Here is a 22,610-nt window from a genome sequence, read left to right on the forward strand (position 1 = left end):
TGTTCCGAGCTAAGGCTTAAATTATTTATCCATATGCACAACAGAGCGGATACTTTCACCTTTATGCATTAAATCAAAGGCATTGTTAATGTCACCAAGACCCATGGTGTGAGTGATAAACTCTTGAAGACCAAAGTCACCATTTAAGTATTGCTCTACAATACCTGGTAGCTCTGAACGACCTTTAACACCGCCAAATGCAGAGCCGCGCCATACACGACCTGTCACTAACTGGAATGGGCGCGTTGAAATTTCTTGTCCTGCACCAGCTACACCAATGATCACAGATTCGCCCCAACCCTTGTGACAGCACTCAAGTGCAGAACGCATCACGTTGACGTTGCCGATACATTCAAACGAGTAGTCAACGCCGCCGTCAGTCATTTCAACAATCACTTCTTGAATAGGCTTATCGAAATTCTGAGGGTTTACCACGTCAGTTGCACCAAGCTGTTTTGCTAGGTCAAACTTACTTTCATTAATATCAATACCAATAATGCGGCCGGCGCCTGCCATGCGTGCACCAATAATGGCAGATAGACCGATACCACCTAACCCAAAGATAGCAACCGTGTCGCCTTCTTGTACTTTCGCCGTTTTAAGCACGGCGCCCATACCGGTTGTCACACCACAGCCAAGTAAGCATACTTCTTCTAACGGGGCCGTTTTGTTTACTTTTGCTAGCGATATTTCTGGTAAAACCGTGTATTCAGAAAACGTTGAGCAGCCCATGTAATGATAAATTGGCTCACCATCTTTAGAGAAGCGGCTTGTGCCGTCTGGCATTAAGCCTTTACCTTGTGTTTCGCGCACTGCTTGGCAAAGGTTAGTTTTGCCTGACTTACAGAACTTACATTCGCCACATTCTGCGGTGTAAAGAGGAATAACGTGATCACCAACTTCTACGCTGGTTACACCTTCGCCCACCATTTCAACAATACCACCACCTTCGTGGCCTAGAATTGAAGGGAATACGCCTTCAGGATCATCACCGGACAGCGTAAATGCATCAGTGTGGCATACGCCAGTTGCAACGATGCGTACAAGTACTTCGCCTTTCTTAGGAAGCTCTACGTCAACTTCTTCCATCTTTAACGGCTCACCCGGGCCCCAAGCCACCGCAGCTTTTGACTTAATGTGCGTTTGACCTTCTTGCAACGAATCTTTGAATGACGCCATGTAATGACTCCTTAATCATAAATATTTGATGATGTTTTATAGGCCAAAGTATAGGAGACGGATTACTAATGATAAATACAGTTTTAGTAAATCACTTTTTCATAATTGTAATAATTGATTTAGCCAAATAGAATGTACTTAAATAAACCAGAGCTGTGTTGAACAACGCTAAACTAACGAGTGGCGATAATGAAATATCTAGAAGGCATAGCTGAGTTTTGTGCCGTAGCTGACGTTGGCAATTTTACCGGAGCTGCGAACAAGCTCGACACGTCAGTGGCGCAGATAAGCCGTAAAGTCGCATCACTTGAAAAGCAGCTAGGCGTTAAATTATTACAGCGCACTACGCGAAGTGTTTCACTTACTGAAGCGGGCACGCAGTATTTTCAGCAGGCAATGCCTGCATTAAAGGCGCTCGAAGATGCCCAGCTAGCTGTAAGCGCACTGCAAGCATCGCCGCAAGGGCTAATTAAACTTACCGCTCCCGTAGCGTTTGGCGAAGCCTTTATCGCGCCTTTGCTCAATACCTTTATGCAAAAGTACGCTGGCATTAGCGTGCAATGCACGTTCTCCAATGAAAAACTCGATATTGTGGAGCAAGGCCTCGACCTTGCCATACGCATTGGCAAATTAGAAGACTCGACACTTGTTGCTAAAAAGCTGGCTACACGTCATTTGTTTGTATGCGGTAGCAAAGACTATTTTTCTCAACACTCGATGCCAAAATCTCTACAAGAGCTTAAGGAACATACTTTGTTGGTAGGCTCCCAACCCAACTGGAGGTTCGTTGTAAATAAAGAAGTGCAAACGTTGCCAGTGCAAGGACGTGTGCGATACAACAGTGGCAACGCACTCTGTAGCGCTGCTTTGGCAGGATTGGGGCTTACCCAGCTACCTGGGTTTTATGTGCGTGAAGCATTGGCACGCGGCGAATTGATAGAGGTATTACCAGAATATAAAGACAAGCAAGAAGCTATTTGGGCAGTATTTCCTTCCAATAGAAATGTTGCGCCAAAGATTCGTTTACTGGTTGATTTCCTTGCCCAAAATATCATGGATGATCGCTAGGAAAACAAACAAAGTAAGCCTTGTGTGCCTTAATAAGCAATATTCCGTGTAGAGTGTTGCACTTTTTGCAATACAGTGTAGTGAAAACTGCGGTTGACATATAGACGTCTATACGGCAAATTGCTTGTATGAAAAAGATTCTACTTACTCGCACCACCATTATGTTAATTACCACCTTAAAAAGGGCGGTCGCTGACTAGTGCAAGTAAGCAAAAGACAACGAAAGCCCGCCTAACACAGAGCGGGCTTTTTTTTACACACGTTTTAGCATGCGTAACCTTAAGGAGCAGCATATGAAAGTCTTAAAGTTTGGGGGTTCTTCTCTAGCCGATGCACCGCGATACATGCGCGTTATGGAGATTAGCACGGCGACCCACCAAACCGACGGTGCTGCGGTTGTACTCTCTGCCCCAAAGGGGGTAACGAACGCGCTTTCACTACTATGTGAACAAGCAGCCGCGGGTGAAGATTTCCAGCCGTTATTCAATAAGTTGAACGACACGGTTACCGGCATCGCCAACAACCTAAACGAAGAACTCGACGGGTTTGCACATGCAAGCGTGGTAGAATTCATTAATAGTCACCTTTCAGTATTAAAACAGCACCTTGAAGGTATAAAGCTGCTTGGTGTTGCACCTGATAATGTTGCTGCCGGTATTCTAAGTATTGGTGAGTACATCTCGGTGACGCTTTTTAGCGCTATGCTATCTGCCAAAGGTATCGCTAATCGCGTTATTGACCCGGTTAAGTATGTGCTGGCCGAAGGCGATTACCTAGACAGCATTGCCGATGTGTCGCTTAGTAAAGCGCGCTTTTCAGATGTGCCTACTGACGGCAGTGAATTTCTGGTCATGCCGGGGTTTGTTGCTGCTAACGAAGCGGGCGAGAAAGTCACGCTTGGGCGTAACGGCTCAGACTATTCAGCGGCCATTTTAGCGGCGTGTATAGACGCAAATTGCTGTGAAATTTGGACAGACGTAGATGGTGTTTATAACGCTGACCCGAACCAAGTTGAAGGGGCAGTGCTGTTAGACAAGCTTACCTATCAAGAAGCGATGGAGCTGTCTTATTTCGGTGCCAAGGTACTTCATCCGAAAACTATCGGTCCTATTGCCCAACACCACATCCCTTGTTTGATCAGAAACACACTAAACCCAGCTGCGCCAGGTACGCTAATCAGCAATGAAAAAAGCGAGGTGTGGACGTCAGTTAAAGGTATTTCACAGCTTGATAACGTCACCATGTTTAACGTTGCAGGCCCTGGCCTTAAAGGCATGGTAGGTATGGCAAGTCGTGTGTTTGAGGTGATGTCGAACGCCAATATTTCAATAAGCCTTATTACCCAGTCTTCTTCAGAATACTCAATCAGTTTCTGTATCCAAAGCAAAGACGCCAGCCGAGCGTTAACGCTTCTTGAAGATGCGTTCGCGCTAGAGCTTCAAAATCAATTGCTAGATCCTATTGAAGTGCGTCATGACCTAGCCATTGTTACTTTGGTTGGTGACGGTATGCGTCAAACCAAAGGGTTGGCTGCGCGTTTCTTTAACTCGCTTGCCCAAGCGCGCGTAAACAACGTAGCCATTGCTCAAGGCTCTTCAGAGCGCTCTATTTCAACGGTAATTGAAAGTAAGCGTGCTAAGAAAGCAGTAAAAGTCATTCATCAGAATTTTTTCTCTGACCGCCATACCATCGACGTATTCCTAGTAGGGTGTGGCAATGTGGGAACCGAATTGCTAGGTCAAATTGAAAAACAACAGCCGGCTTTGCTAAAACGCAATGTACAGCTGAGAGTTTATGGCATTGCAAATAGCCGGAAACTGCTGTTAAACAGTCAAGGGATTGATTTAAGCGGTGACTGGAAAGCGGCACTTGAATCGGCAAGCGAAGGATTAAGCGTAGAACGCCTGCATCAGTTCGCTAACGACAATAGTCTGGTAAACCCGGTGATTGTTGACTGTACTAGTCACGAAGCGATTGCAGAGCAATATGTAGATATGATGGAAAGCGGTTTTCACGTAGTAACGCCAAATAAAAAGGCGAATACGAGCGCTATGTCTTACTACCGCAAGCTTCGCAAGACCGCGCAATCGACAAATCGTCAGTACCTTTACGAAACCACTGTCGGCGCAGGGCTACCGGTTATTGATAACTTGCAAAAGCTATTCAGCGCCGGCGACACCTTACACCGCTTTGAAGGAATTCTATCGGGCAGTTTGTCTTATGTATTTGGCAAACTTGAAGAGGGCATGAGCCTGTCGCAAGCGACACAAACAGCCAAAGACAACGGCTTCACAGAGCCTGATCCGCGCGATGACTTAAGCGGCATGGACGTAGCGCGCAAGCTGCTTATCATGGCTCGTGAAGCCGATTTAGCGTTAGAACTATCTGACATTGAAATTGAGTCTGTACTGCCAAAAGGCTTTGCTGAAGATTGTTCAATTGACGAGTTTATGCAGCAGCTGCCAGAGTTAGATGCGTCGTTTGGTGAAAAGGTTGAAGCGGCTAAAGCCGAAGGTAAAGTACTTCGTTATATCGGCAGCATTGAAGACGGAAAATGCAAAGTAAGCATTCAGGCTGTACCGGCAAGTAACCCTCTTTCGCAGGTAAAAGACGGTGAAAACGCGCTGGCGATTAACAGTGACTACTATAGCCCAATCCCTTATGTAATTAGAGGATATGGAGCAGGTGGTACGGTAACAGCAGCAGGGGTGTTTGCTGACATTCTGCGTACTATGCCGTGGAAGCAAATGGCGCACTAAGGGCTAAATAACGCTTAGCTTGCTTAGCGTAGATAGGCGGCTAAAGTAAGATATTCGAAGGTGTGACTTAGGCCAGTAATGTTGTGGCATCGATTTAAAGCGCTAATTTATTGAGCTAATTTGAAGCGTTAATATAAAGAGCACGCCACAAGCGAAGTAAGAGTAATAATATGAAAGCATTTACGGCCTTCGCGCCGGCATCAATAGGAAATGTGAGCTTAGGCTTTGACGTACTGGGCGCAGCCCTTGCGCCCGTTGATGGCACTAAGCTAGGTGATGAAGTTGAAATAAAGGCGGCTGAGTCATTTTCATTAGAAACGGTGGGGCGCTTCGCTCACAAACTCCCGGGCGATGCAGACAGTAATATTGTAACTAAGTGCTATCACTATTTCTGTGAGCAAATGGAAAAGGCTGGAAAAACAACCTCTCCTGTTGCGCTTACGCTTCATAAAAACCTTCCAATAGGCAGCGGGTTGGGTTCAAGCGCAAGCTCTATTGTGGCAGCGTTTGCAGCGTTAAATGCTTACTTCGACACCCCGTTCGATGAAGATACTCTGCTTATAATGATGGGCGAATTAGAAGGCCAAATAAGCGGTAGTATTCACTATGATAATGTTGCTCCCTGTTACTTAGGTGGTATGACGTTAATGACAGGTAGCGATGCGCCGGTCACACTGTCGTTGCCCTTAAACGACGAATGGTACTATGCCGTTTGTTATTCAGGCATTAGCGTATCAACGGCGGCTGCTCGCGATATCTTGCCTAAACAGGTGGAAATGGCGACGGCACTAACCTTTGGTCGACAGCTAGGTGTGTTTGTACATGCCTTACATGTAGGTAACTTTGATTTGGCAGCATCGGTAATGAACGATGTTATAGCCGAACCTTACAGAAAATCGCTACTGCCTGGCTTTGATAATGCTCGTGCGTTTAGTGAGCAAGCGGGCGCGCTCGCTTTTGGTATTTCTGGCTCGGGACCTACGGTTTTTGCCGTGTGTCCAAGTAAAGCGCAGGCAGAAAAAGTCGCCGCCTATTTAACAGAGAACTACATTCAAAATGAAGATGGCTTTAGCCATGTGTGCCAAATACCAAGCCAAGGCACCATTGTTTCTTAAGGTACATAGTTTCTTAAAGTACATAGTTTCTTAAAGGCAAATGATTTCCTAAAAGCACAATAATTTTTTAAAAGATTAAAAGGGCAGAGTACTTGCCCACATAAAAAGGTAACAGCAAGTGGAATTGGTAAATTTAAAAGATTCATCGGACACAGCAAATTTTGCTGAAGCCGTTAAGCGGGGCTTAGGTAAAAACCAAGGGCTTTATTTTCCAGAGCATATTCCTACCCTAGACAATATTGACGAATTGTTGGAAAAGCCATTTGTAGAGCGCAGTATTGAAGTACTTCGCGCCCTTATCGGCGATGAGCTGAATAATGGCGAGCTAGAAGAAATTGTTCAGACCGCATTTGCTTTTGGTGCACCAGTTGAGCAGGTCAACGATAACGTATACTGCTTAGAGCTTTTCCATGGTCCAACGCTGGCGTTTAAAGATTTTGGCGGCCGCTTTATGGCGCAAACCCTGTCGCGTATTAGCGAAGGGAAGCCAGTTACCATTCTAACAGCGACTTCAGGTGATACCGGCGCAGCGGTTGCACATGCATTTCACGGCATTGACAATATCAACGTGGTTATTTTGTTTCCAAAGGGCAAGATTAGCTCGCTGCAGGAAAAGCTATTCACTACGCTAGGCGGTAATATTCATACCGTTGCTGTTGAGTCAGACTTTGACGCATGCCAATCACTAGTAAAAACCGCGTTTGACGACCCTGACGTACGTGAAGGCCTTAACCTGAACTCAGCAAACTCAATCAACATCAGCCGTTTACTAGCGCAGGTTTGCTATTACTTTGAAGCAGTAAGTCAGTTGCCAAAAGAGAAACGAGACCAACTCGTTATTTCAGTACCTAGTGGTAACTTTGGTAACCTTACGGCTGGCATGATTGCTAAATCGTTAGGTTTACCTATAAAGCGTTTTATCGCAGCAACTAACTTAAACGACACGGTACCTCGATACCTTAAAACCGGCGAGTGGGAACCTAAGGCGACGGTTGCGACCATGTCTAACGCAATGGATGTGAGTCAGCCTAATAACTGGCCGCGAATAGAGGCGCTTATTGAGCGTGGCTATATCGACAAAGCGTGTCTTAAAGGTGAGATGGTTGACGAAGAATATACGCAGCTTGCTATGCGTCAATTAGCGCAACAAGGCTATACCAGCGAGCCACATGCCGCGATTGCCTATCGCGCAGTAAGTCATGACTTAGAAGACGGCGAAATTGGTTTGTTCTTAGGAACAGCGCACCCGGCTAAGTTCAGAGAAACCGTTGAAAACGTGCTAGGTAATCCAATCAGCTTACCGAAAGCGTTGGCCGATGTAGCAGGCGAAGACAGCTTAGCGGTAGACTTGCCAGCGTCTTACGATGCACTTAAGCAGCATATGATGGATTTGCTTAAGTAATGACACCCTTGGCTACAACATGGCAAAGCGCGCTTGGTGATGAAAAGCAAAAAGACTATTTTGTTACGTTGCTTGAGCGCGTGAAGCACGCTCGTGAAGCGGGAAGCGTTATCTACCCGCCTCAGTCTGACGTATTCAATGCGCTTAAATACACGCCGCTAGACGAAGTAAAAGTCGTGATCTTAGGTCAAGATCCGTACCACGGTCCTAATCAAGCCCATGGACTTTGTTTTTCAGTAAAAGCTGGCGTTAAAACACCGCCATCGCTTAAAAATATGTACAAAGAGCTGTTGTCTGACATTGATGGTTTCACCGAGCCTAATCACGGAACGCTGACGTCGTGGGCGGAGCAGGGCGTATTGCTACTTAATACTGTATTGACCGTTGAGCAGGGCAAAGCACATAGCCACGCGAAATGGGGATGGGAAACCTTCACCGATAAGGTTATTGATGTGGTCAATGAGCACTGCCAAAACGTTGTGTTTCTTCTGTGGGGAAGCCATGCGCAAAAGAAAGGTAAGCACATTAACCGTGAAAAACACCACGTTTTACATGCGCCTCATCCGTCGCCACTCTCAGCACACAGAGGCTTTTTAGGTTGCAAACACTTCAGCCAAACAAACGAATACCTTATTGCTAAGGGCAAAGAACCCATTAATTGGCAGGTATAGTACTGGCACAAATAGCAGCTAGCCACACAGCAAGTGTGGTTGCCTTATTCAGGGCCTATCAATGACTCACTAGATAAATGCCTAAATAGCTATGAGACATGTTATGCGGTCTGGCCGCAATTAGGCACAGAGCATATTCCTTAGCTAATACGCTATTACATAGAGCCAGCGAAGAGACACCATGCTTGCAAGTGAAGCATTTACAGCACGCTAGAAAGTAAAAAGGCCGCCTGTGTAACAGGCGGCCTTCGTTTTATCTTTCCAGTGTCTCTAGCTCGTACTCGAAACCACAGTCGAGTTCGGCCAGTTCTTTTTCTAATTTGTAGCGATCTTGTAGCGCTTCGATTTCTCTCCACTTACGTTTTTTGCTTTTGGTTTTTGCTGGGCTTGCTTCGATGTCTAACATGGCAAATAGATCTGATTTATCCACTGGGATCTCCTTTTTATACCACTACAACTAATACAGAGTTTTTGTTTTTAATTCCCTCTGTACAATTTTGTATCACAGCCGCCACTAAAATAAAATAGTTTAATTTACCTTTTATTAACAAATTGTGACGATATGATGACAACGGTAAGGAAATGTCCAGTGTGTTTAAAGCGTGAACAATAACTGTATGTAATTGATCCTATTTGTTTTGTTAGTAATCAATTGCACAGTGTTACGGACATCAAAAATGTCTGTCGTATTGTTGATGAAAACCGCAACAAAAAACGGCTAGCTTCCGAAAAAGCTAGCCGTTCAGTTTGTTATTTGCACCAATTGGGTGATTTTAAATCACCTCGCATTCCTTATTTTGGTGCATTCGCTGCTCTGAATTTGGCAATCAATTGTTGTGTTGAAGCGTCGAAATTATCTTTGTCTGCCTCGCCTTGAATGCCTGCAAGTACTTGGTTTCCTAGTACTTTACCTAACTCAACGCCCCATTGGTCGAATGAGTTAAGGTTCCAGATAACACCCTGAACGAATACCTTATGTTCATACATTGCAACCAGCGCGCCAAGTGTTTTAGGCGTAAGGCTATTAAACAAGAAAGTATTGCTAGGCTTGTTGCCAGGCATGGTTTTATGAGCGGCCAAGCGTTTGCGTTCAGCGTCGTCTAGGCCTTTACCGTCAAGGTCTGCATAACACTCTTCAAAGGTTTTACCCTGCATTAGTGCCTGGGTTTGACCAAAACAGTTAGACGCAAGCATAGCGTGATGCGTGTCGTCCTGGTTAGGAACGTTAAGTGGCAACATGAAGTCTGCTGGGATAACGCCAGAACCTTGGTGAATAAGCTGATGGAAGCTATGCTGGCCGTTTGTACCTTCACTGCCCCAAATAATTGGGCCAGTAGGGTAATCTACGTGCTCACCTTCTTGCGTCACTTCTTTACCATTACTTTCCATATCTAACTGCTGTACGTAAGCTGGTAAGCCGCGAAGATAGTGATAGTAAGGTAATAAAACGTGTGATTGCGCGTCGAAGAAGTTTCTGTACCACACACCTAACAGTGCAAGTAGAACAGGCATGTTTTCTTCTAGCGGTGCGGTTGTGAAATGGGTGTCCATGTCAAATGCACCTTCAAGTAAGCCTTTGAAGTTTTCAAACCCAAGGGCTAGCGAGATAGGCAGGCCAATGGCAGACCACAGTGAGTAACGACCGCCAACCCAATCCCACATAGGGAAAATATTGTCGGCGCTAATACCAAACTCGGTGGCTGCTTTAACGTTTGAAGACACGGCTACAAAGTGTTTAGCAATATCTTCTTGTGTACCGCCAGACTTTAAGAACCAGTCTTTAGCCGTAAGTGTATTTTGAAGCGTCTCTTGGGTAGAGAAAGACTTTGACGACATGACCACCAAAGTTTCTTCAAAATCTACGCTAGATAGCACATCGTGAATGTGGCAACCATCAACGTTGGCAACAAAGTGAACTTTCACGGCATCAACGGTATGCGGCTTAAGTGCCTCGGTCATAATCTTAGGACCAAGGAACGAACCACCAATACCAATTGCCACAATGTGCTTGATAGGCTTGCCGGTATAACCTTTGTGTTCACCGCTATGAACCGACGCGGTAAACGCTTCAATTTTTGCAAGCGTAGCATGCACTTCAGGCATTACGTCTTCGCCATCTACCAGTACTTTACGGTCTGAGAAATTACGAAGTGCGGTGTGAAGCACAGCGCGACCTTCTGTTGAGTTAATCTGCTCACCAGAAAACATCGCGTCGCGAAGGGTTTCTAGTTTGCACGCTCTGGCAAGGTCGAAAAGTCCTTTAAGCGCGTCATCATTTACACGGTTTTTCGAGTAATCAAGAAAAATACCGCAGGCTTCAAGCTGCATCTTATCTGCGCGATTTGCATCTTGTGCAAACCAGTCGCGCATGTGCGCATCTTTTACCGTTGCAGCAAGTTCAGACAGCTTTTTCCATTCAGGAAGAGAAGTTAAAACACTCATTGTTTCAATAACCCTTACGCGCTTAGTTTTTCGCGAAGCATGGTTTCAAGTTTTTCCTGATCTGCGGCGAAGTTGCGGATGCCTTCAGAAAGCTTTTCGGTTGCCATTGCATCTTCGTTCATTGCCCAGCGGAATTCGCCTTCTGTTAAGCGGTCACCTGGTGTTTTTGTAGCGCCATTGTCTTTAAGTTTAACCTCTAGATCGCCAGGCTCGTTTGCCAGTTCTTCTAGCAGTGCTGGGCTAATGGTTAGACGATCACAACCTGCCAACGCTTGAATTTCACCAATGTTACGGAAGCTTGCGCCCATCACTACGGTATTGTAGCCGTGGTCTTTGTAGTAGTTATAAATTTTAGTTACAGATACTACGCCTGGATCTTCATCTGGTGCGTAAGACTCAGTACCGGTCGCTTTTTTGTACCAGTCTAAAATGCGCCCTACGAATGGAGAGATAAGATAAACACCGGCCTCTGCACAAGCTTGTGCTTGGGCGAAGCTAAATAGAAGCGTTAAGTTACACTGAATGCCTTTCTTCTCTAGCTCTTCTGCTGCCTGAATACCTTCCCAAGTAGACGCAATTTTAATAAGAATGCGTGACTTATCGATACCCGCATCTTCATATAGCTGAACCAAACGTTCCGCTTTTTCGATAGTGGCGGCAGTGTCGAACGATAGGCGAGCGTCTACTTCAGTTGAGATTCGCCCAGGAATAGTGGCAGAGATTTCTTTACCAATCGCTACCGCTAGTTTGTCTGCTGCATCAGTAAGCTGCTGGTCAGCGTCGTTTGACTGAAGTTTTGCCCATGCTACTGCATCATCAATTAGGCTTGCATATTGAGGAAGACCAGCCGCTTTTAAAAGTAGCGACGGGTTAGTTGTGGCATCGACTGGTTGATACTTTTTAATGGCATCGATGTCGCCTGTGTCGGCAACAACGGTAGTGATATCACGTAATGAAGCTAACTGATTGCTCATAATTCTCTCTGTTCTTTATCAAAATAAATTTGGACAACTCGCTGGAAAAGCCAGTTGAATAAAACGGTTCGCTTGCGCGTGTGTAGGGCTTCGCGCTTGCGTTCTTTTTTACCAGTTCTTAGTTCTTTAATAAGTACTGGTACATGCAGCGCTTTGGTAATTGAGGTACGTTCACGGAGGGTGTATCTCAATTATTGTTTGAATAATTATTTGTAACGCTATTTATATCAAACCCGTGTGACAATTCATACATTGAATAGCGACAAAATGGCTAATCGGATTTCTCTGTTAAGCCAATTTACGTCTTTCTTATGCCATTTTGCTTTTTGAAGCGTATCAGGTGGTACAATACCAGTGTAATACCATTCCGCATAGATCATTACCCACTCAGCGAGAGTTAAAATGCTCGTAATCGCGGCGTGTCACCGCAGGTATAGTGGTTCTACATTAAGGTGGCACAACAAAGAGTACGGGCATTTTAAACTCGCCCTTCGGGAAGGTCTGGCAAGCTTCCTAGCTTCATTCTGGGAATTTGAAAGGGAACAGCCATTCCTGCATTCCCACGCTTTGCTAGGAAACTTGCCAGAGCCTTCTGAGTCGGCAATGATCTATGCGGATTGGTATTAAACCTAAGGAGTCGAAATGTTAGTTGTAGTATCCCCAGCAAAAAATTTAGATTTTGAAAGCGAAATTCCTGTGTGCCAGTTCACTCAGCCTGCCATGCTTGAAGACACTGAACGTTTGATGGAAGTTTGCCGCACCTTATCGCCTGCTGACTTATCATCGCTGATGAAGATAAGCGACAAGTTAGCAACGTTGAACGCCAACCGTTTTGCTGAGTTTTCTACGCCGTTTTCGCCCAATAATGCACGCCAAGCAATGTATGCGTTTAATGGTGATGTGTACACTGGGTTAGATGCTTACTCGCTTGATAGCGGAACGGTCGAATATGCGCAAAAACATCTTCGAATTCTGTCTGGCCTATACGGATTACTTCGTCCTTTAGACTTAATGCAGGCCTATCGTTTAGAAATGGGCACTAAATTAGCAAATCCTGAAGGTAAAGACCTGTATGCGTTTTGGGGTGATCGCATTACTTATGTGCTAAATAAGGTATTAGAAGCACAGGGTGACAATGTGTTGATCAACCTTGCTTCAAATGAGTACTTTAAAGCAGTGAAGAAAAAGTCTTTAGATGGCATGATCATTACGCCAACGTTTAAAGACTGCAAGAATGGTCAGTATAAAATTATCAGTTTCTTTGCGAAGAAAGCCCGTGGTTTAATGGCGCGTTATATTCTTGAAAACCGTGTAGAAGACGTAGAAGGTCTGAAAAACTTCGACGTAGATGGCTATGTGTTTAGCGAAGAACAAAGTTCATCAACGGAACTTGTGTTTCTGCGTAACCAGGAAAGTTAATAACACCCGTTCATCCATAATCACCTTAAAAGTAGGACATAAATTTGAGCATATTAGTTCGCAATTTACCTAAAACATTTACTCAGGAGAATCTTGAAGACTTGTTTTTCGAGTTTGGCACCATAGCGTCGTGCGACTTGGTGATGGATGAGGCTACTGGCTTATCGAAAGGCTTTGGTTTCGTAGAAATGAGCACGCAAGAAGAAACCGATAAAGCCATTGAAAAACTTAACGCCAAAGTTATCGACGGTAAGAAAATTCGTGTTAAGTGGTCAAATCAAGAGAAGAAGCAGGCTGAAGCGATAGCTAGTGCGCCAGCGCCCAAAAGAGACATTCCCGAAGATGTATGGGGAAGTGCTTCTAGCAATAACTCTGATCGTGAAAACGACGCCGAGTAATACCGAGGGAATACAACTAACAAGCGCTGACAACAAAGGTTGTCAGCGCTAAACCTTCATTTAACCAGATACGGTTGCTGTTTGTACTTGAGTATTGCGAGCAGTCATAACAATGGCCAGCCACACCAGTACACCACCACCGGCAAGCGCTAGGCCTACCCAACCCGTTGATGTATAGCCATAACCTGCTGACAGTGTCATTCCTGCCAACCAAGGGCCAAGCGCATTAGCGGTGTTAAAAGCCGCATGGTTCATGGCGCCGGCTAAAGTCTGAGCCTCGCCAGCGACGTCCATAAGCCTTGTTTGCAGCGGCACCACCATGCCACCACCGATACCAATGAAAAACAGTGATGCTGCCATCAAGTATGGATTCCCCATCGACGCAGCGTAAGCTGCAGCTGATAGGCCCAGTAAAACCTGAAACGTAATCGCTGACGTCAGTAGCCTGCCTTCAGAATAGCGGCCTGCAATAATATTGCCCAAGGTTACGCCTATGCCATAGATAAGCAATGTGGCCGAGATTCCCCACTCAGGTGATGAGGTTGTATTGAGGTAAGAGGCGCTGAAATAAGAATAAACTGAGAACATACCACCAAAGCCAATCGCGCCCATAAGTAGTACCAGCAGCACGTCTTTGTTTTTCAGAACTTTAAGCTCGGTTAGTGGTTTGGCATCTGGATTAGGGCCGCGGTACGGTGCGGTTTTCCAAACCATTAATGCAGTAACTAGCGCAAAGGCTGAAATAATAAAGAAGCCAGTGCGCCATCCGAACATTTGCCCAATACCGCTAATTGACGGCACACCAATAATATTGGCCATAGCCAAGCCTAAAATGACGTTACTGACTGCTTGCGCCCGTTTATTCTTACCGGCAATGTCTGCAGCAAAGAGCATGGCAATGCCGAAGTAAGCGCCATGAGGTAGGCCAGCAATAAAGCGCGCTATGTTCATTGTCCATTCTGACCACGCTAGCGCTGTTAGTAAGTTTCCGCCAGCATAAAATACCATCATGGAAATAAGCATGGTGCGTCTTGCAAGCCTGGAAAAAAAGATAGTGATAAGCGGCGCGCCCACTACAACACCAATGGCATAAGCACTAATTGCGTGACCGGCGACATTTTCAGTAATGCCAAAATCTTCTGCAAAGTAAGGTAATAAACCCATTGCCGCAAATTCACTGCAACCAATCACAAAGGTTCCGAAAGCCAGCCAAAAGGTTATAGTGGCCAGTGAGTATTCACCCAACGCTGAGGGCTGCTCTGAAGATGCCTGCTTTGAAGAGGCTTGGTCAGAAAGAATCTTGTCAGTTTGATTCGTCATAAACGTCCTTTTGTTCAATGAGTTCAATCACGTACTTAGTGGCTGTTTTAGCGAGGGGCTGTTGAGCTTTGCTGTGCATTCTTACAATGTCTGTGTGTCATCAAAGATAAAAGACACTCAGCAGACTAGCGCTTTGATGAAACGCAAAAACCGGCTCAACGGAGTGTTTGCCGGTTCTCTTCGAATAGTCGCCCTTATCATCGATAATATTTAGCAATGATCAACAGCCCACAGGTTCGTGCTTTTCGTATTCGTTTAATGCAAGAGATCGTAGCATCGCTCAGATAGCAAGTAACGATAACTGATAAGGTTTCTTAATCAATTCAGCGATTTAAATGTAGTGCTTTTGTTAATAAATTACGTCGGACCTTTTGCGTTAGAAAGTCGAATGGGCGTTTAAGAAAATCGAAGGTGACTGTTTTCTGTGCACAAATATTGGTTACCTTTTAGTTCATCACTTTGTCATCTTTTAACATTTGTCACGTATTCCAGTCGTGGCGTGAGCACAACGCCGTATCTATGCCTCCATTGAAAACAAACTTCTTGACTTTGAGGTGTTCTATATATAGAACGTTCTTTAAATGGAACAACATTAAATTGGTAAGGTGTGAATCAATCAACGCTCAACATCCTCGGAAGGCATTTGCAGAAACTCAGGCAAGACAAAGGTGTCTCGCTGTCGCAATTGGCAGCAGGGGCAGGTATCGCTAAATCTAACCTTTCAAGATTGGAGCAGGGCAACGGCAACCCGACGCTAGACACCATTTGGCGGTTAGCTAAACAACTAGACGTTCCGTTCGGTCAGCTAGTTCAGCCTCTTAGCGCAAGCGTTGGAGAAAAGGGCGTAGAAGTTCGTTTAATTGAGCAAGGACAAGGTATCCCGAACGTTGATGCTTATTGGATGTCGGTTGCACCCAATACTTTTCGAGAGGCAGAAGCTCACGCCACAGGAACAGAAGAAACGATTACCGTTGTTAGCGGCTCTCTGGAAGCTGGGAATAGTGGAAATACTCAATGGCTGCATCCGGGTCAAAGTTTAGCATTTAACGCTGATTTGCCCCACGTATACAAAACGGGAGACGAGTGGGCGACATGTCTTATCACAATCGTTTATCACAAAGAGGCAAAGGAATGAGCCAACTTTCATCAAAAAGTGGACTTAAGCAAGGGGTTATTGACGGGTTACCTTTGTTAGGTGGCTATATTCCGGTAGCCATTTCATTTGGCGTGATCGCAGTTCAAGCCGGTTTTTCTACGCTGGAAGCCACGCTAATTTCCATATTCATTTATGCAGGCGCGTCGCAGTTTCTTTTGGTAGCCATGGTGGCATCAGGTGCGCCACTTTGGCTAGCGGTTTGTATGACGTTATTAGTTAATGTACGTCATGTGGTTTATGCGCCCAACTTGGTGCCTTATTTACCGCAAAGTAAAGCTTGGCCCTATTTAATGCACGGCCTTACTGACCAGATTTTTGCGCTAGCCCATACTCGCTTGCCGCTAATGGACGATGCTAAAAAGGTAGATTGGTTTAAAGGTGTATCGATGGTGGCGTGGCTTAGTTGGATCGTAGGGACAGCGCTTGGCGGTATCGCAGGGGACTCCCTTACCCAACAATGGCCAATATTAGACAGCGTGATGCCCTTTGCCTTACCTGCACTTTTCCTTGTGCTACTCGCGCCTAAATTCTCAAGTAAACTGTGGAGCGCTACCTTGCTCGTTACAATGACGGCGGCTCTCTTTTTGGCTCTCAGCGCCTTTAAAAACGCTGCAATTCCACTGGCAGCACTATGCGGTGCGATAACCTTTTATCTTCTCACCTCGCACGTTGAAAGGAAGCAATCTCATGCACGTTGATATTTGGATAGCTATTGTTGTAGCGGCCATCGGAACATATGCATTGCGCGTAGTACCGTTGCTGTGGACTCAGCGTCACTTTAATAAACACAAGGCCAATAACACTGAGGCGCGTTTACCTACGTGGCTAAGCGTGTTAGGGCCGTTAATGATTGCCGCTATGCTAGGAGCGTCACTTATTCCAAAAGCACCGTCAGCGGCGAGTTGGATTGCAACCGCAATAGGCACTGTTGTCACTGTGCTTGTTTGGCGCAAATTCAAAAGCTTAGGGCTGCCAGTGTTTTGCGGCGTGCTTTCTTTTGGTGTGGCTTTTGGTATCGCTTTGGTTTAGCGTTGGGCGTAGATGTTAAGTTGCTGGGCTAAGACTTATTCTTACCCAAGGCTTTCTCGCCCCAAATTTCTTCCAAGCGCTGGTCACGTCCACAGTTCCATCGGTAGAACTTATAGCGAACGGGACTTTTTTTATAAAAATCTTGATGGCCAATTTCGTCGCCTTTTATCGGATAAAAGGTAGAAGCATCGAGTATGGGCGTTACCACCTTTTTATTGGGAAATTGGGCTACCACGTCAGCTTTTGTTTTTTCTGCTATAGCACGTTCTTTATCGTTTGCTACAAAGATGGCGCTTAAGTAACTGGGTCCCTTATCACAAAACTGACCTCGGTCATCGAAAGGGTCAATGTTCACCCAAAAATGATCGAGAATATCATTATAAGAAAGCATATCGCCGTCGTAGGTGATCTTTACCGCCTCAAAGTGTCCCTTGTGATTGCCATTATAAGTCGGATTTGGCGCGCTTCCGCCAGTGAACCCCGACACCACATCAGTAACCCCGTCTAGCTTTTCAAAATCAGACTCCATGCACCAAAAGCAGCCCCCAGCTAGTATGGCCTCGTTGGCACTTGTTGATGGCGTAAAAACCGAAGCGCTCAACGCTGTGCTAATAAAAACTGCAGAAAGTGTTAATTTCATCATTCACCTTTTATGTGTTGGTTTGACGTTGTAGCGACCTTCGCGTTTAATTCGTCAGACCCCAGTTTGCGAAGATATACGGTTAACAAATAAAGAACGGTTTAAGCTGAAATTAATTTCATCGCGGTGCAGCGAGTTAATTCAATTTTTGTTTTACAAGCGTACATTTTTTCTAAGCGCACATTGCGAAGCTTGAGGCTTTGCGCGAAAGCATAGGTACTGAAAAAGACTAAAAGGATGTAAGTAAAATTTTCATCTCACTCTGTAGTCTTCTTTCAAAGAGGGAACTGTCTCTGATTCCACCATTTACAAGATGAGGCTGTAAAGCCGCTATGACAAGGGATAGAGCGATTTCTTATGATCGGCAGAGCACTTGCATCTTATCCAACTACATGAAAATCAGTTTAGTTAAAATGAAAGGAAAGATGATATGTCGATAGTCAAATCAGGTAGTGCAGTTTACAAACCGCTAGGTAAAAAGGGAAAGGGGAGCATTTCTACACAAACCGGTGCTTTATCGAACCAGCCTTATGGTTTTAACACGCGGTTTGAAGATGGAAAGGGAACCAACCCCGAGGAATTAATTGGTGCGGCGCATGCGAGTTGCTTCACCATGGCACTTTCTTTTGCGCTTTCAGATGCGGGATACAATGACGGCGAGTTAAATACCACTGCAAAAATCAGTTTAGAGAAAAACGATGACGGCTTTGAAATAACTCAATCGGCACTAAGCTTAGATGCTGAGGTTGAAGGGATTACCGAAGATGAGTTTGAGAAAATTGCACAGGAAGCAAAAGAAAATTGCCCTGTATCTCAACTTCTTAATGCCAACATCACATTGGAATACCGATTGAATATTGAATAAGAGATAAAGGCTATTACTACCCTTATCGAAAGATAGGACTCGCTTTGTTAGACACTCGCTTTGTTAGACAAGACCAGGCAAGTTGTTTTTATCAAGTGAACTATAAAAAAGCGGCTTTTGAAGCCGCTTTTTTGTATAAAATGTTGATTGCATAACATGAGGTGGCGTTAGTTTATTTCCCAATTACGCCACATGCTACGCGGTCACCACCGCCACCTAACTTTTTAGGTGAATCAGAGTAATTGTCGCCACCTGCGTGAATCATTAAAGCGCGGCCTTCAATATCATCTAACTCAAGCTCTGGTGCAAAGATAGGCTGGGTTGCGTTTCCATTTTCATCAACATAAAGCACGGGTAGATCACCCTCGTGACCCTTTTCAGACCAAGGAGCACGGTGTTTACCGGTATCTTCTGGATCGAAATGGCCGCCCGCTGCGCCGCCTAACACTTTTTGCCCATCTTTCATTGAGGGTGAACAGTCACCATTTTGATGAACATGAAAACCATGAATGCCCGGGGTTAACCCTGACAGGTTTGGCGTAAATACTACACCGTCATCATCATAACTGCTCACCACTACTGAGCCCATGCTCATCCCTGTTTCCAGGTTATTCATTATCACTTCTTTTCCATCACTATCATGATGACCTGCGAAACTGCTCGCACTTAACATTAATGTCAGTGAACCTGCTAAGGTAGATAGTAAACGTTTCTTCATCGTGTTCTCCTTCACTCAATTATTAACGAATTTGTTAAAAGCATTGAAGTGAGATGAGCATAAAGTGAACCATTGTGGCGCATAACTCAGGGATACTACGCAAGACTAGGAATACTAGGGCGTTGAAGCGACAACCGAGTTGTGTGTTAGCGCATAGCTACTGGCATTTACGGAAATCATTATATTGGTTACGTGAAAAAGTTACCGACCATTACCTTATCTTTTTGGCTTTTCCTTATTATTTTCACTCTTTTTGAAGGTAGCCTCTTTATATAGTCTTTGGATATGGAGCCTCTCCATAAGTAGGCGGTACTGTCATACAGAAGTTACAGTGTTAAAACTCAGTAACAATATGGCAGTAGCACTTTTTTCCTATTCGACTTACAGTTAGCTCACATTACATAAGCAAGGGCATAGGTATGTATACACTTTACGGATATCCGAAAACTCGCTCGGTTCGCGTGGCATGGGCACTGGAAGAGCTAGGTTTACCTTTTGAGTACAGCTTAGTTGACTTAAAACAAGGGCAACACCTGTCAGAAGAATATAAAGCCATCAGTCCTGCCTCTAAAATCCCAGCGCTTTCGACGCCGGAAGGTACCTTGACGGAATCGGCGGCTATCGTCACTTTTTTAGCTGAACGTCACGGCATGCATGAATTCATTCCAGAGCCTGGTAGCTTCGAGCGAGCCAAATATGAAGAAATGATGTTGTTTCTTACCAATGAGTTAGAGCAACCGATTTGGAATTTGGCAAAGCACACCTTTGCATTGCCCAAAGAGCAAAGACTTGAACAAATGCGTGATGTAGCGGTGTGGGAGTTCAAGCGCGTGTTGCCTGTATTTTCTTCTATGCTTGGCGACAAAGAATTTGTGTGTGGAAACATGTTTACTGTGGCCGACATTATAGCCGGTCATATTTTAGCGTGGGCAAAAGGTAGTAAATTAGATATTACTTTGAATGGTAAAATAGACAATGTAGCCGCGTACGCGCAACGTGTGTTAGGCCGTGAGGCGTATGAAAGGGCGTGGCGAAAAGAGATGGCTCATTTGCCTGAATAAACAGTGCATCCTGAAAAACCTTAAATGAATAGATATCGTGTGAAGATGTGGCTAATTAAGTAAACGCTGAATTGCATTGTACAGCCGGTATGCCTGATATCTGGCGTCAGGTACGTATTATTAGGTTTAAATGCGCTTATCACACGACATATAGAATCAAAAAAACACAAAACGACAGCGCTTTTTTTGCGAAATATAAGCAAAAACAGCGAAGAAATAACAAGGGAACAAAAAATGAAAGCATTCAAAACACTACTTGTAAGTAGTGCAGTAACCATGGCACTGGGCCTTAGCTCAGCAGTGGCACATGAACACGGCAACGCAAATGTGCAGAGTTCATCAAAAAGTACTTCAGTGTCAAAAGAAGCGTCTGAGCACGAAAAACTTTTTGCGTTATTTGCAGCCGCTGACCAGCGTGATATTGAGCTAAACCCAATCATGGCCATTTTTCGCGGCGACATGCGTTACGCAGATAGAATGGGCGACTTCTTAACAGACTCTCACGCTTTAGCGGGAAAGACAGCGACATTGCTGAATTTGTCAGAGCTTAAACAAATTGACCGCAGTAAGTTAAGCGACACCGATAAACTCGCCTACGACGTATTTAAATACAACGAAGAGCGCTCGCTAAAAATGTCTACCGACGAGATTGAAGCGCTAACGGAAGTGCGTCCTGTTAATCACTTCAGTGGGTTCCACACCTTCTACCCGACCTTCGCGAGCGGAAAGGGCGCAGCGCCATTTAAAACAGTAGAAGATTACGAAAATAACTTATCTCGCCATAAGGATTACATTGCTATTTCTGACCGCGCTATCGGAAAGTTCCGCGAGGGCATGGAAAGCGGTGTTCTTGAAACTAAGCTGACAATCGATCGCGTGATCAAGCAGTTCGATACTCAGCTGGCTATCCCAATTAAAGAGTCACAGTTTTGGGGGCCAATTACTATGTTCCCAGAAAGTTTCTCTGACGAAGAAAAAGCCCGTTTAACCGCTGACTACGAGAAAGCGACGCAAGAGATTTACGATGCAACCACGCGTATGCGCGACTTCCTTCGCGATGAGTATTTGCCTATTGCACGTGAAAGCATTGGCCTTAGCGATATGAAAGGTGGTGCAAAGCTTTATCAATTGATGGTGGAAGGTTCAACGACACTACCAATGACGCCTGATGAACTGCATAACCTTGGTTTAAAAGAAGTTAAGCGTATCAAAAATGACATGCTTGAAATTAAGGACGAAGTGAAGTTTGAAGGGACATTAAACGAATTCTTCGACTATGTACGTACCGATCCTAAGTTCAAGCCTGAAAGCCGTGAAGCGCTAACACAGAGCTATTACGATATTGGCCGTGAAGTTGATGAGAAAATTGATCAGTATTTTTCACTGTTGCCGAAGTCTGAGCTAGAAATCAAACCCTACGACCCTGCTATCGAGCAATTCAGTGCGGGTGGATCATATCAGCCGGGCACGCCAGACGGCTCTCGTCCAGGTACTTTCTACTTTAATGCCTACGATTTGCCTAGCCGCTTAACCACCGGCAACGTTACCTTGTATCTACACGAAGGCGCTCCAGGTCACCATTTCCAAGTGAGTCTAGCGCAAGAAAATGAAGCGCTACCTTCATTCATGCGCTTTAGCTTCCTACCAGCCTTCGGTGAAGGTTGGGCGCTGTATTCTGAAACGCTAGGATATGAAATGGGGTTCTTTGACGATCCATGGAATCGTTATGGCACGCTTCAAGATGAGCAGTTGCGCGCCATGCGTTTGGTGGTAGACACAGGTATTCACGCGAAAGGTTGGACCCGCGAACAAGCCATCGACTTTATGCTTGATAACTCAGGCATGACCCGCACAGAAGTTGTTGCCGAGGTAGAGCGTTATATTGCGATCCCGTCGCAAGCGCTATCTTACAAAGTGGGCGCGCTTAAAATTCAAGAATTGCGCGCGCGCGCGGAGAAGGCATTAGGTGATGATTTCGATATCCGTGAGTTCCACGCACAAGTGTTAAACACGGGCGGCATTCCACTTGCTATTCTTGAGCAGAAAATTGATCGCTGGATCGCTAGTCAAAAAAGTTAAGGAATAATATTGTTATTTAAACTTTTTACAGCGCAATCAGCGTTAGGTTAAGAACAGTAAAAAGCCGATATTTGACGTAAAGCCAGTAATATTCAGTATTACTGGCTTTTTTCTTTTTGCGACTAATGGCAGTGATATTGTTCAAAAGCTTCACTAGAGTAATAATACCAATCCGCATAGATTATTACCCACGCAGCGAGATTGAAAATGTTCGTTATCGCGGCGTGTTACCGCAGGTATAGTGGTACTACACCAAGGTGACACAACAAAGAGTACGGACATTTTAAACTCGCCCTTCGGGAAGGTCTGGCAAGC

Annotated in this window: 20 protein-coding genes; 13 read left to right on the top strand and 7 right to left on the bottom strand. The window is 45.0% G+C overall.

The window, feature by feature from the left end; translation table 11 throughout:
* Positions 1-21: 21 nt before the first annotated feature.
* Complete coding sequence (locus ACFI6L_RS06005; RefSeq protein ID WP_039226285.1) at positions 22-1,179, bottom strand: S-(hydroxymethyl)glutathione dehydrogenase/class III alcohol dehydrogenase; 1,158 nt, start codon at positions 1,177-1,179, stop codon at positions 22-24.
* A gap of 189 nt (positions 1,180-1,368) precedes the next feature.
* On the opposite strand from ACFI6L_RS06005, the gene ACFI6L_RS06010 reads away from it, so the two are divergent.
* The 5 genes from ACFI6L_RS06010 to ung all read left to right on the top strand — a co-directional run bounded on the left by ACFI6L_RS06010 (position 1,369) and on the right by ung (position 8,194).
* Complete coding sequence (locus tag ACFI6L_RS06010; RefSeq protein WP_039226287.1) at positions 1,369-2,247, top strand: LysR substrate-binding domain-containing protein; 879 nt, start codon at positions 1,369-1,371, stop codon at positions 2,245-2,247.
* Between the two features lie 293 nt (positions 2,248-2,540).
* A complete protein-coding gene (thrA, locus tag ACFI6L_RS06015) occupies positions 2,541-5,006 on the top strand; it encodes a bifunctional aspartate kinase/homoserine dehydrogenase I (RefSeq protein WP_110288209.1) in 2,466 nt (821 codons plus the stop codon).
* A gap of 170 nt (positions 5,007-5,176) precedes the next feature.
* A complete protein-coding gene (gene thrB, locus ACFI6L_RS06020) occupies positions 5,177-6,121 on the top strand; it encodes a homoserine kinase (protein WP_252118969.1) in 945 nt (314 codons plus the stop codon).
* Positions 6,122-6,239: 118 nt separating this feature from the next.
* The gene (gene thrC, locus ACFI6L_RS06025) at positions 6,240-7,523 is read left to right on the top strand and encodes a threonine synthase (protein ID WP_462573596.1); all 1,284 of its coding nucleotides are present in this window, start codon (positions 6,240-6,242) and stop codon (positions 7,521-7,523) included.
* Positions 7,523-8,194, top strand: coding sequence for a uracil-DNA glycosylase (gene ung, locus ACFI6L_RS06030; protein ID WP_462573597.1), 672 nt, complete (start codon positions 7,523-7,525; stop codon positions 8,192-8,194). The genes thrC and ung overlap by 1 nt, the downstream gene beginning before the upstream one ends.
* Before the next feature lie 253 nt (positions 8,195-8,447).
* Here the strand turns inward: ung and ACFI6L_RS06035 are convergent, their stop codons facing one another.
* The 3 genes from ACFI6L_RS06035 to tal form a co-directional block, all read right to left on the bottom strand.
* Positions 8,448-8,624, bottom strand: a complete 177-nt coding sequence (locus tag ACFI6L_RS06035; RefSeq protein ID WP_012519516.1) for a DUF3545 family protein — start codon at positions 8,622-8,624, stop codon at positions 8,448-8,450.
* A gap of 362 nt (positions 8,625-8,986) precedes the next feature.
* Positions 8,987-10,636 (bottom strand): glucose-6-phosphate isomerase, encoded by a 1,650-nt coding sequence (pgi, locus tag ACFI6L_RS06040; RefSeq protein WP_462573598.1) that lies wholly within the window; start codon positions 10,634-10,636, stop codon positions 8,987-8,989.
* 14 nt (positions 10,637-10,650) lie between these two features.
* Positions 10,651-11,610, bottom strand: a complete 960-nt coding sequence (tal, locus tag ACFI6L_RS06045; RefSeq protein ID WP_462573599.1) for a transaldolase — start codon at positions 11,608-11,610, stop codon at positions 10,651-10,653.
* A 642-nt stretch (positions 11,611-12,252) separates the two neighbouring features.
* Between tal and yaaA the strand changes: the two genes are divergently transcribed.
* Together yaaA and ACFI6L_RS06055 are read left to right on the top strand one after the other, a co-directional pair.
* The gene (gene yaaA, locus ACFI6L_RS06050; protein ID WP_462573600.1) at positions 12,253-13,029 is read left to right on the top strand and encodes a peroxide stress protein YaaA; all 777 of its coding nucleotides are present in this window, start codon (positions 12,253-12,255) and stop codon (positions 13,027-13,029) included.
* Between the two features lie 44 nt (positions 13,030-13,073).
* Positions 13,074-13,427: an RNA recognition motif domain-containing protein gene (locus ACFI6L_RS06055; RefSeq protein ID WP_338852134.1), complete on the top strand. Its 354-nt coding sequence runs from the start codon at positions 13,074-13,076 to the stop codon at positions 13,425-13,427.
* A 60-nt stretch (positions 13,428-13,487) separates the two neighbouring features.
* Here the strand turns inward: ACFI6L_RS06055 and ACFI6L_RS06060 are convergent, their stop codons facing one another.
* A complete protein-coding gene (locus tag ACFI6L_RS06060; RefSeq protein WP_462573601.1) occupies positions 13,488-14,747 on the bottom strand; it encodes an MFS transporter in 1,260 nt (419 codons plus the stop codon).
* Positions 14,748-15,390: 643 nt separating this feature from the next.
* Between ACFI6L_RS06060 and ACFI6L_RS06065 the strand changes: the two genes are divergently transcribed.
* From ACFI6L_RS06065 to ACFI6L_RS06075, 3 genes are read left to right on the top strand one after another with little or no spacing between them, the layout of a single operon-like run.
* Complete coding sequence (locus tag ACFI6L_RS06065; protein WP_080589203.1) at positions 15,391-15,882, top strand: helix-turn-helix domain-containing protein; 492 nt, start codon at positions 15,391-15,393, stop codon at positions 15,880-15,882.
* Positions 15,879-16,601, top strand: coding sequence for an AzlC family ABC transporter permease (locus tag ACFI6L_RS06070; protein WP_014950477.1), 723 nt, complete (start codon positions 15,879-15,881; stop codon positions 16,599-16,601). The genes ACFI6L_RS06065 and ACFI6L_RS06070 overlap by 4 nt, the downstream gene beginning before the upstream one ends.
* The gene (locus ACFI6L_RS06075) at positions 16,591-16,932 is read left to right on the top strand and encodes an AzlD domain-containing protein (protein ID WP_014950476.1); all 342 of its coding nucleotides are present in this window, start codon (positions 16,591-16,593) and stop codon (positions 16,930-16,932) included. The genes ACFI6L_RS06070 and ACFI6L_RS06075 overlap by 11 nt, the downstream gene beginning before the upstream one ends.
* A gap of 28 nt (positions 16,933-16,960) precedes the next feature.
* Here ACFI6L_RS06075 and msrA read toward each other — a convergent pair whose 3' ends face one another.
* Positions 16,961-17,572 carry a peptide-methionine (S)-S-oxide reductase MsrA gene (gene msrA, locus ACFI6L_RS06080; RefSeq protein ID WP_061486426.1) on the bottom strand — a complete coding sequence of 204 codons (612 nt, stop codon included), beginning with the start codon at positions 17,570-17,572 and terminating at the stop codon, positions 16,961-16,963.
* Positions 17,573-18,002: 430 nt separating this feature from the next.
* Between msrA and ACFI6L_RS06085 the strand changes: the two genes are divergently transcribed.
* A complete protein-coding gene (locus tag ACFI6L_RS06085; RefSeq protein ID WP_061486425.1) occupies positions 18,003-18,437 on the top strand; it encodes an OsmC family protein in 435 nt (144 codons plus the stop codon).
* Between the two features lie 172 nt (positions 18,438-18,609).
* Here ACFI6L_RS06085 and sodC read toward each other — a convergent pair whose 3' ends face one another.
* Positions 18,610-19,155 carry a superoxide dismutase family protein gene (sodC, locus tag ACFI6L_RS06090; protein WP_049586032.1) on the bottom strand — a complete coding sequence of 182 codons (546 nt, stop codon included), beginning with the start codon at positions 19,153-19,155 and terminating at the stop codon, positions 18,610-18,612.
* A gap of 419 nt (positions 19,156-19,574) precedes the next feature.
* On the opposite strand from sodC, the gene ACFI6L_RS06095 reads away from it, so the two are divergent.
* Positions 19,575-20,216, top strand: coding sequence for a glutathione S-transferase family protein (locus ACFI6L_RS06095; RefSeq protein WP_462573602.1), 642 nt, complete (start codon positions 19,575-19,577; stop codon positions 20,214-20,216).
* A 234-nt stretch (positions 20,217-20,450) separates the two neighbouring features.
* Entirely contained in the window at positions 20,451-22,295 is a 1,845-nt protein-coding gene (locus ACFI6L_RS06100; RefSeq protein WP_131138298.1) for a DUF885 domain-containing protein, read from the top strand.
* The last annotated feature ends 315 nt before the right edge of the window (positions 22,296-22,610 follow it).

The sequence above is a fragment of the Alteromonas sp. G4i35 genome, from assembly GCF_054960375.1.

Bases quoted from the DNA above. Each gene is read 5' to 3' on its own strand.
- thrA (WP_110288209.1), top strand. From the start codon at position 2,541: ATGAAAGTCTTAAAGTTTGGGGGTTCTTCTCTAGCCGATGCACCGCGA.
- ACFI6L_RS06070 (WP_014950477.1), top strand. From the start codon at position 15,879: ATGAGCCAACTTTCATCAAAAAGTGGACTTAAGCAAGGGGTTATTGAC.
- ACFI6L_RS06095 (WP_462573602.1), top strand. From the start codon at position 19,575: ATGTATACACTTTACGGATATCCGAAAACTCGCTCGGTTCGCGTGGCA.
- ACFI6L_RS06005 (WP_039226285.1), bottom strand. From the start codon at position 1,179: ATGGCGTCATTCAAAGATTCGTTGCAAGAAGGTCAAACGCACATTAAG.
- sodC (WP_049586032.1), bottom strand. From the start codon at position 19,155: ATGAAGAAACGTTTACTATCTACCTTAGCAGGTTCACTGACATTAATG.
- thrB (WP_252118969.1), top strand. From the start codon at position 5,177: ATGAAAGCATTTACGGCCTTCGCGCCGGCATCAATAGGAAATGTGAGC.
- ACFI6L_RS06060 (WP_462573601.1), bottom strand. From the start codon at position 14,747: ATGACGAATCAAACTGACAAGATTCTTTCTGACCAAGCCTCTTCAAAG.
- ACFI6L_RS06075 (WP_014950476.1), top strand. From the start codon at position 16,591: ATGCACGTTGATATTTGGATAGCTATTGTTGTAGCGGCCATCGGAACA.
- msrA (WP_061486426.1), bottom strand. From the start codon at position 17,572: ATGAAATTAACACTTTCTGCAGTTTTTATTAGCACAGCGTTGAGCGCT.
- ACFI6L_RS06085 (WP_061486425.1), top strand. From the start codon at position 18,003: ATGTCGATAGTCAAATCAGGTAGTGCAGTTTACAAACCGCTAGGTAAA.
- ACFI6L_RS06100 (WP_131138298.1), top strand. From the start codon at position 20,451: ATGAAAGCATTCAAAACACTACTTGTAAGTAGTGCAGTAACCATGGCA.
- pgi (WP_462573598.1), bottom strand. From the start codon at position 10,636: ATGAGTGTTTTAACTTCTCTTCCTGAATGGAAAAAGCTGTCTGAACTT.
- yaaA (WP_462573600.1), top strand. From the start codon at position 12,253: ATGTTAGTTGTAGTATCCCCAGCAAAAAATTTAGATTTTGAAAGCGAA.
- tal (WP_462573599.1), bottom strand. From the start codon at position 11,610: ATGAGCAATCAGTTAGCTTCATTACGTGATATCACTACCGTTGTTGCC.
- ACFI6L_RS06010 (WP_039226287.1), top strand. From the start codon at position 1,369: ATGAAATATCTAGAAGGCATAGCTGAGTTTTGTGCCGTAGCTGACGTT.
- ung (WP_462573597.1), top strand. From the start codon at position 7,523: ATGACACCCTTGGCTACAACATGGCAAAGCGCGCTTGGTGATGAAAAG.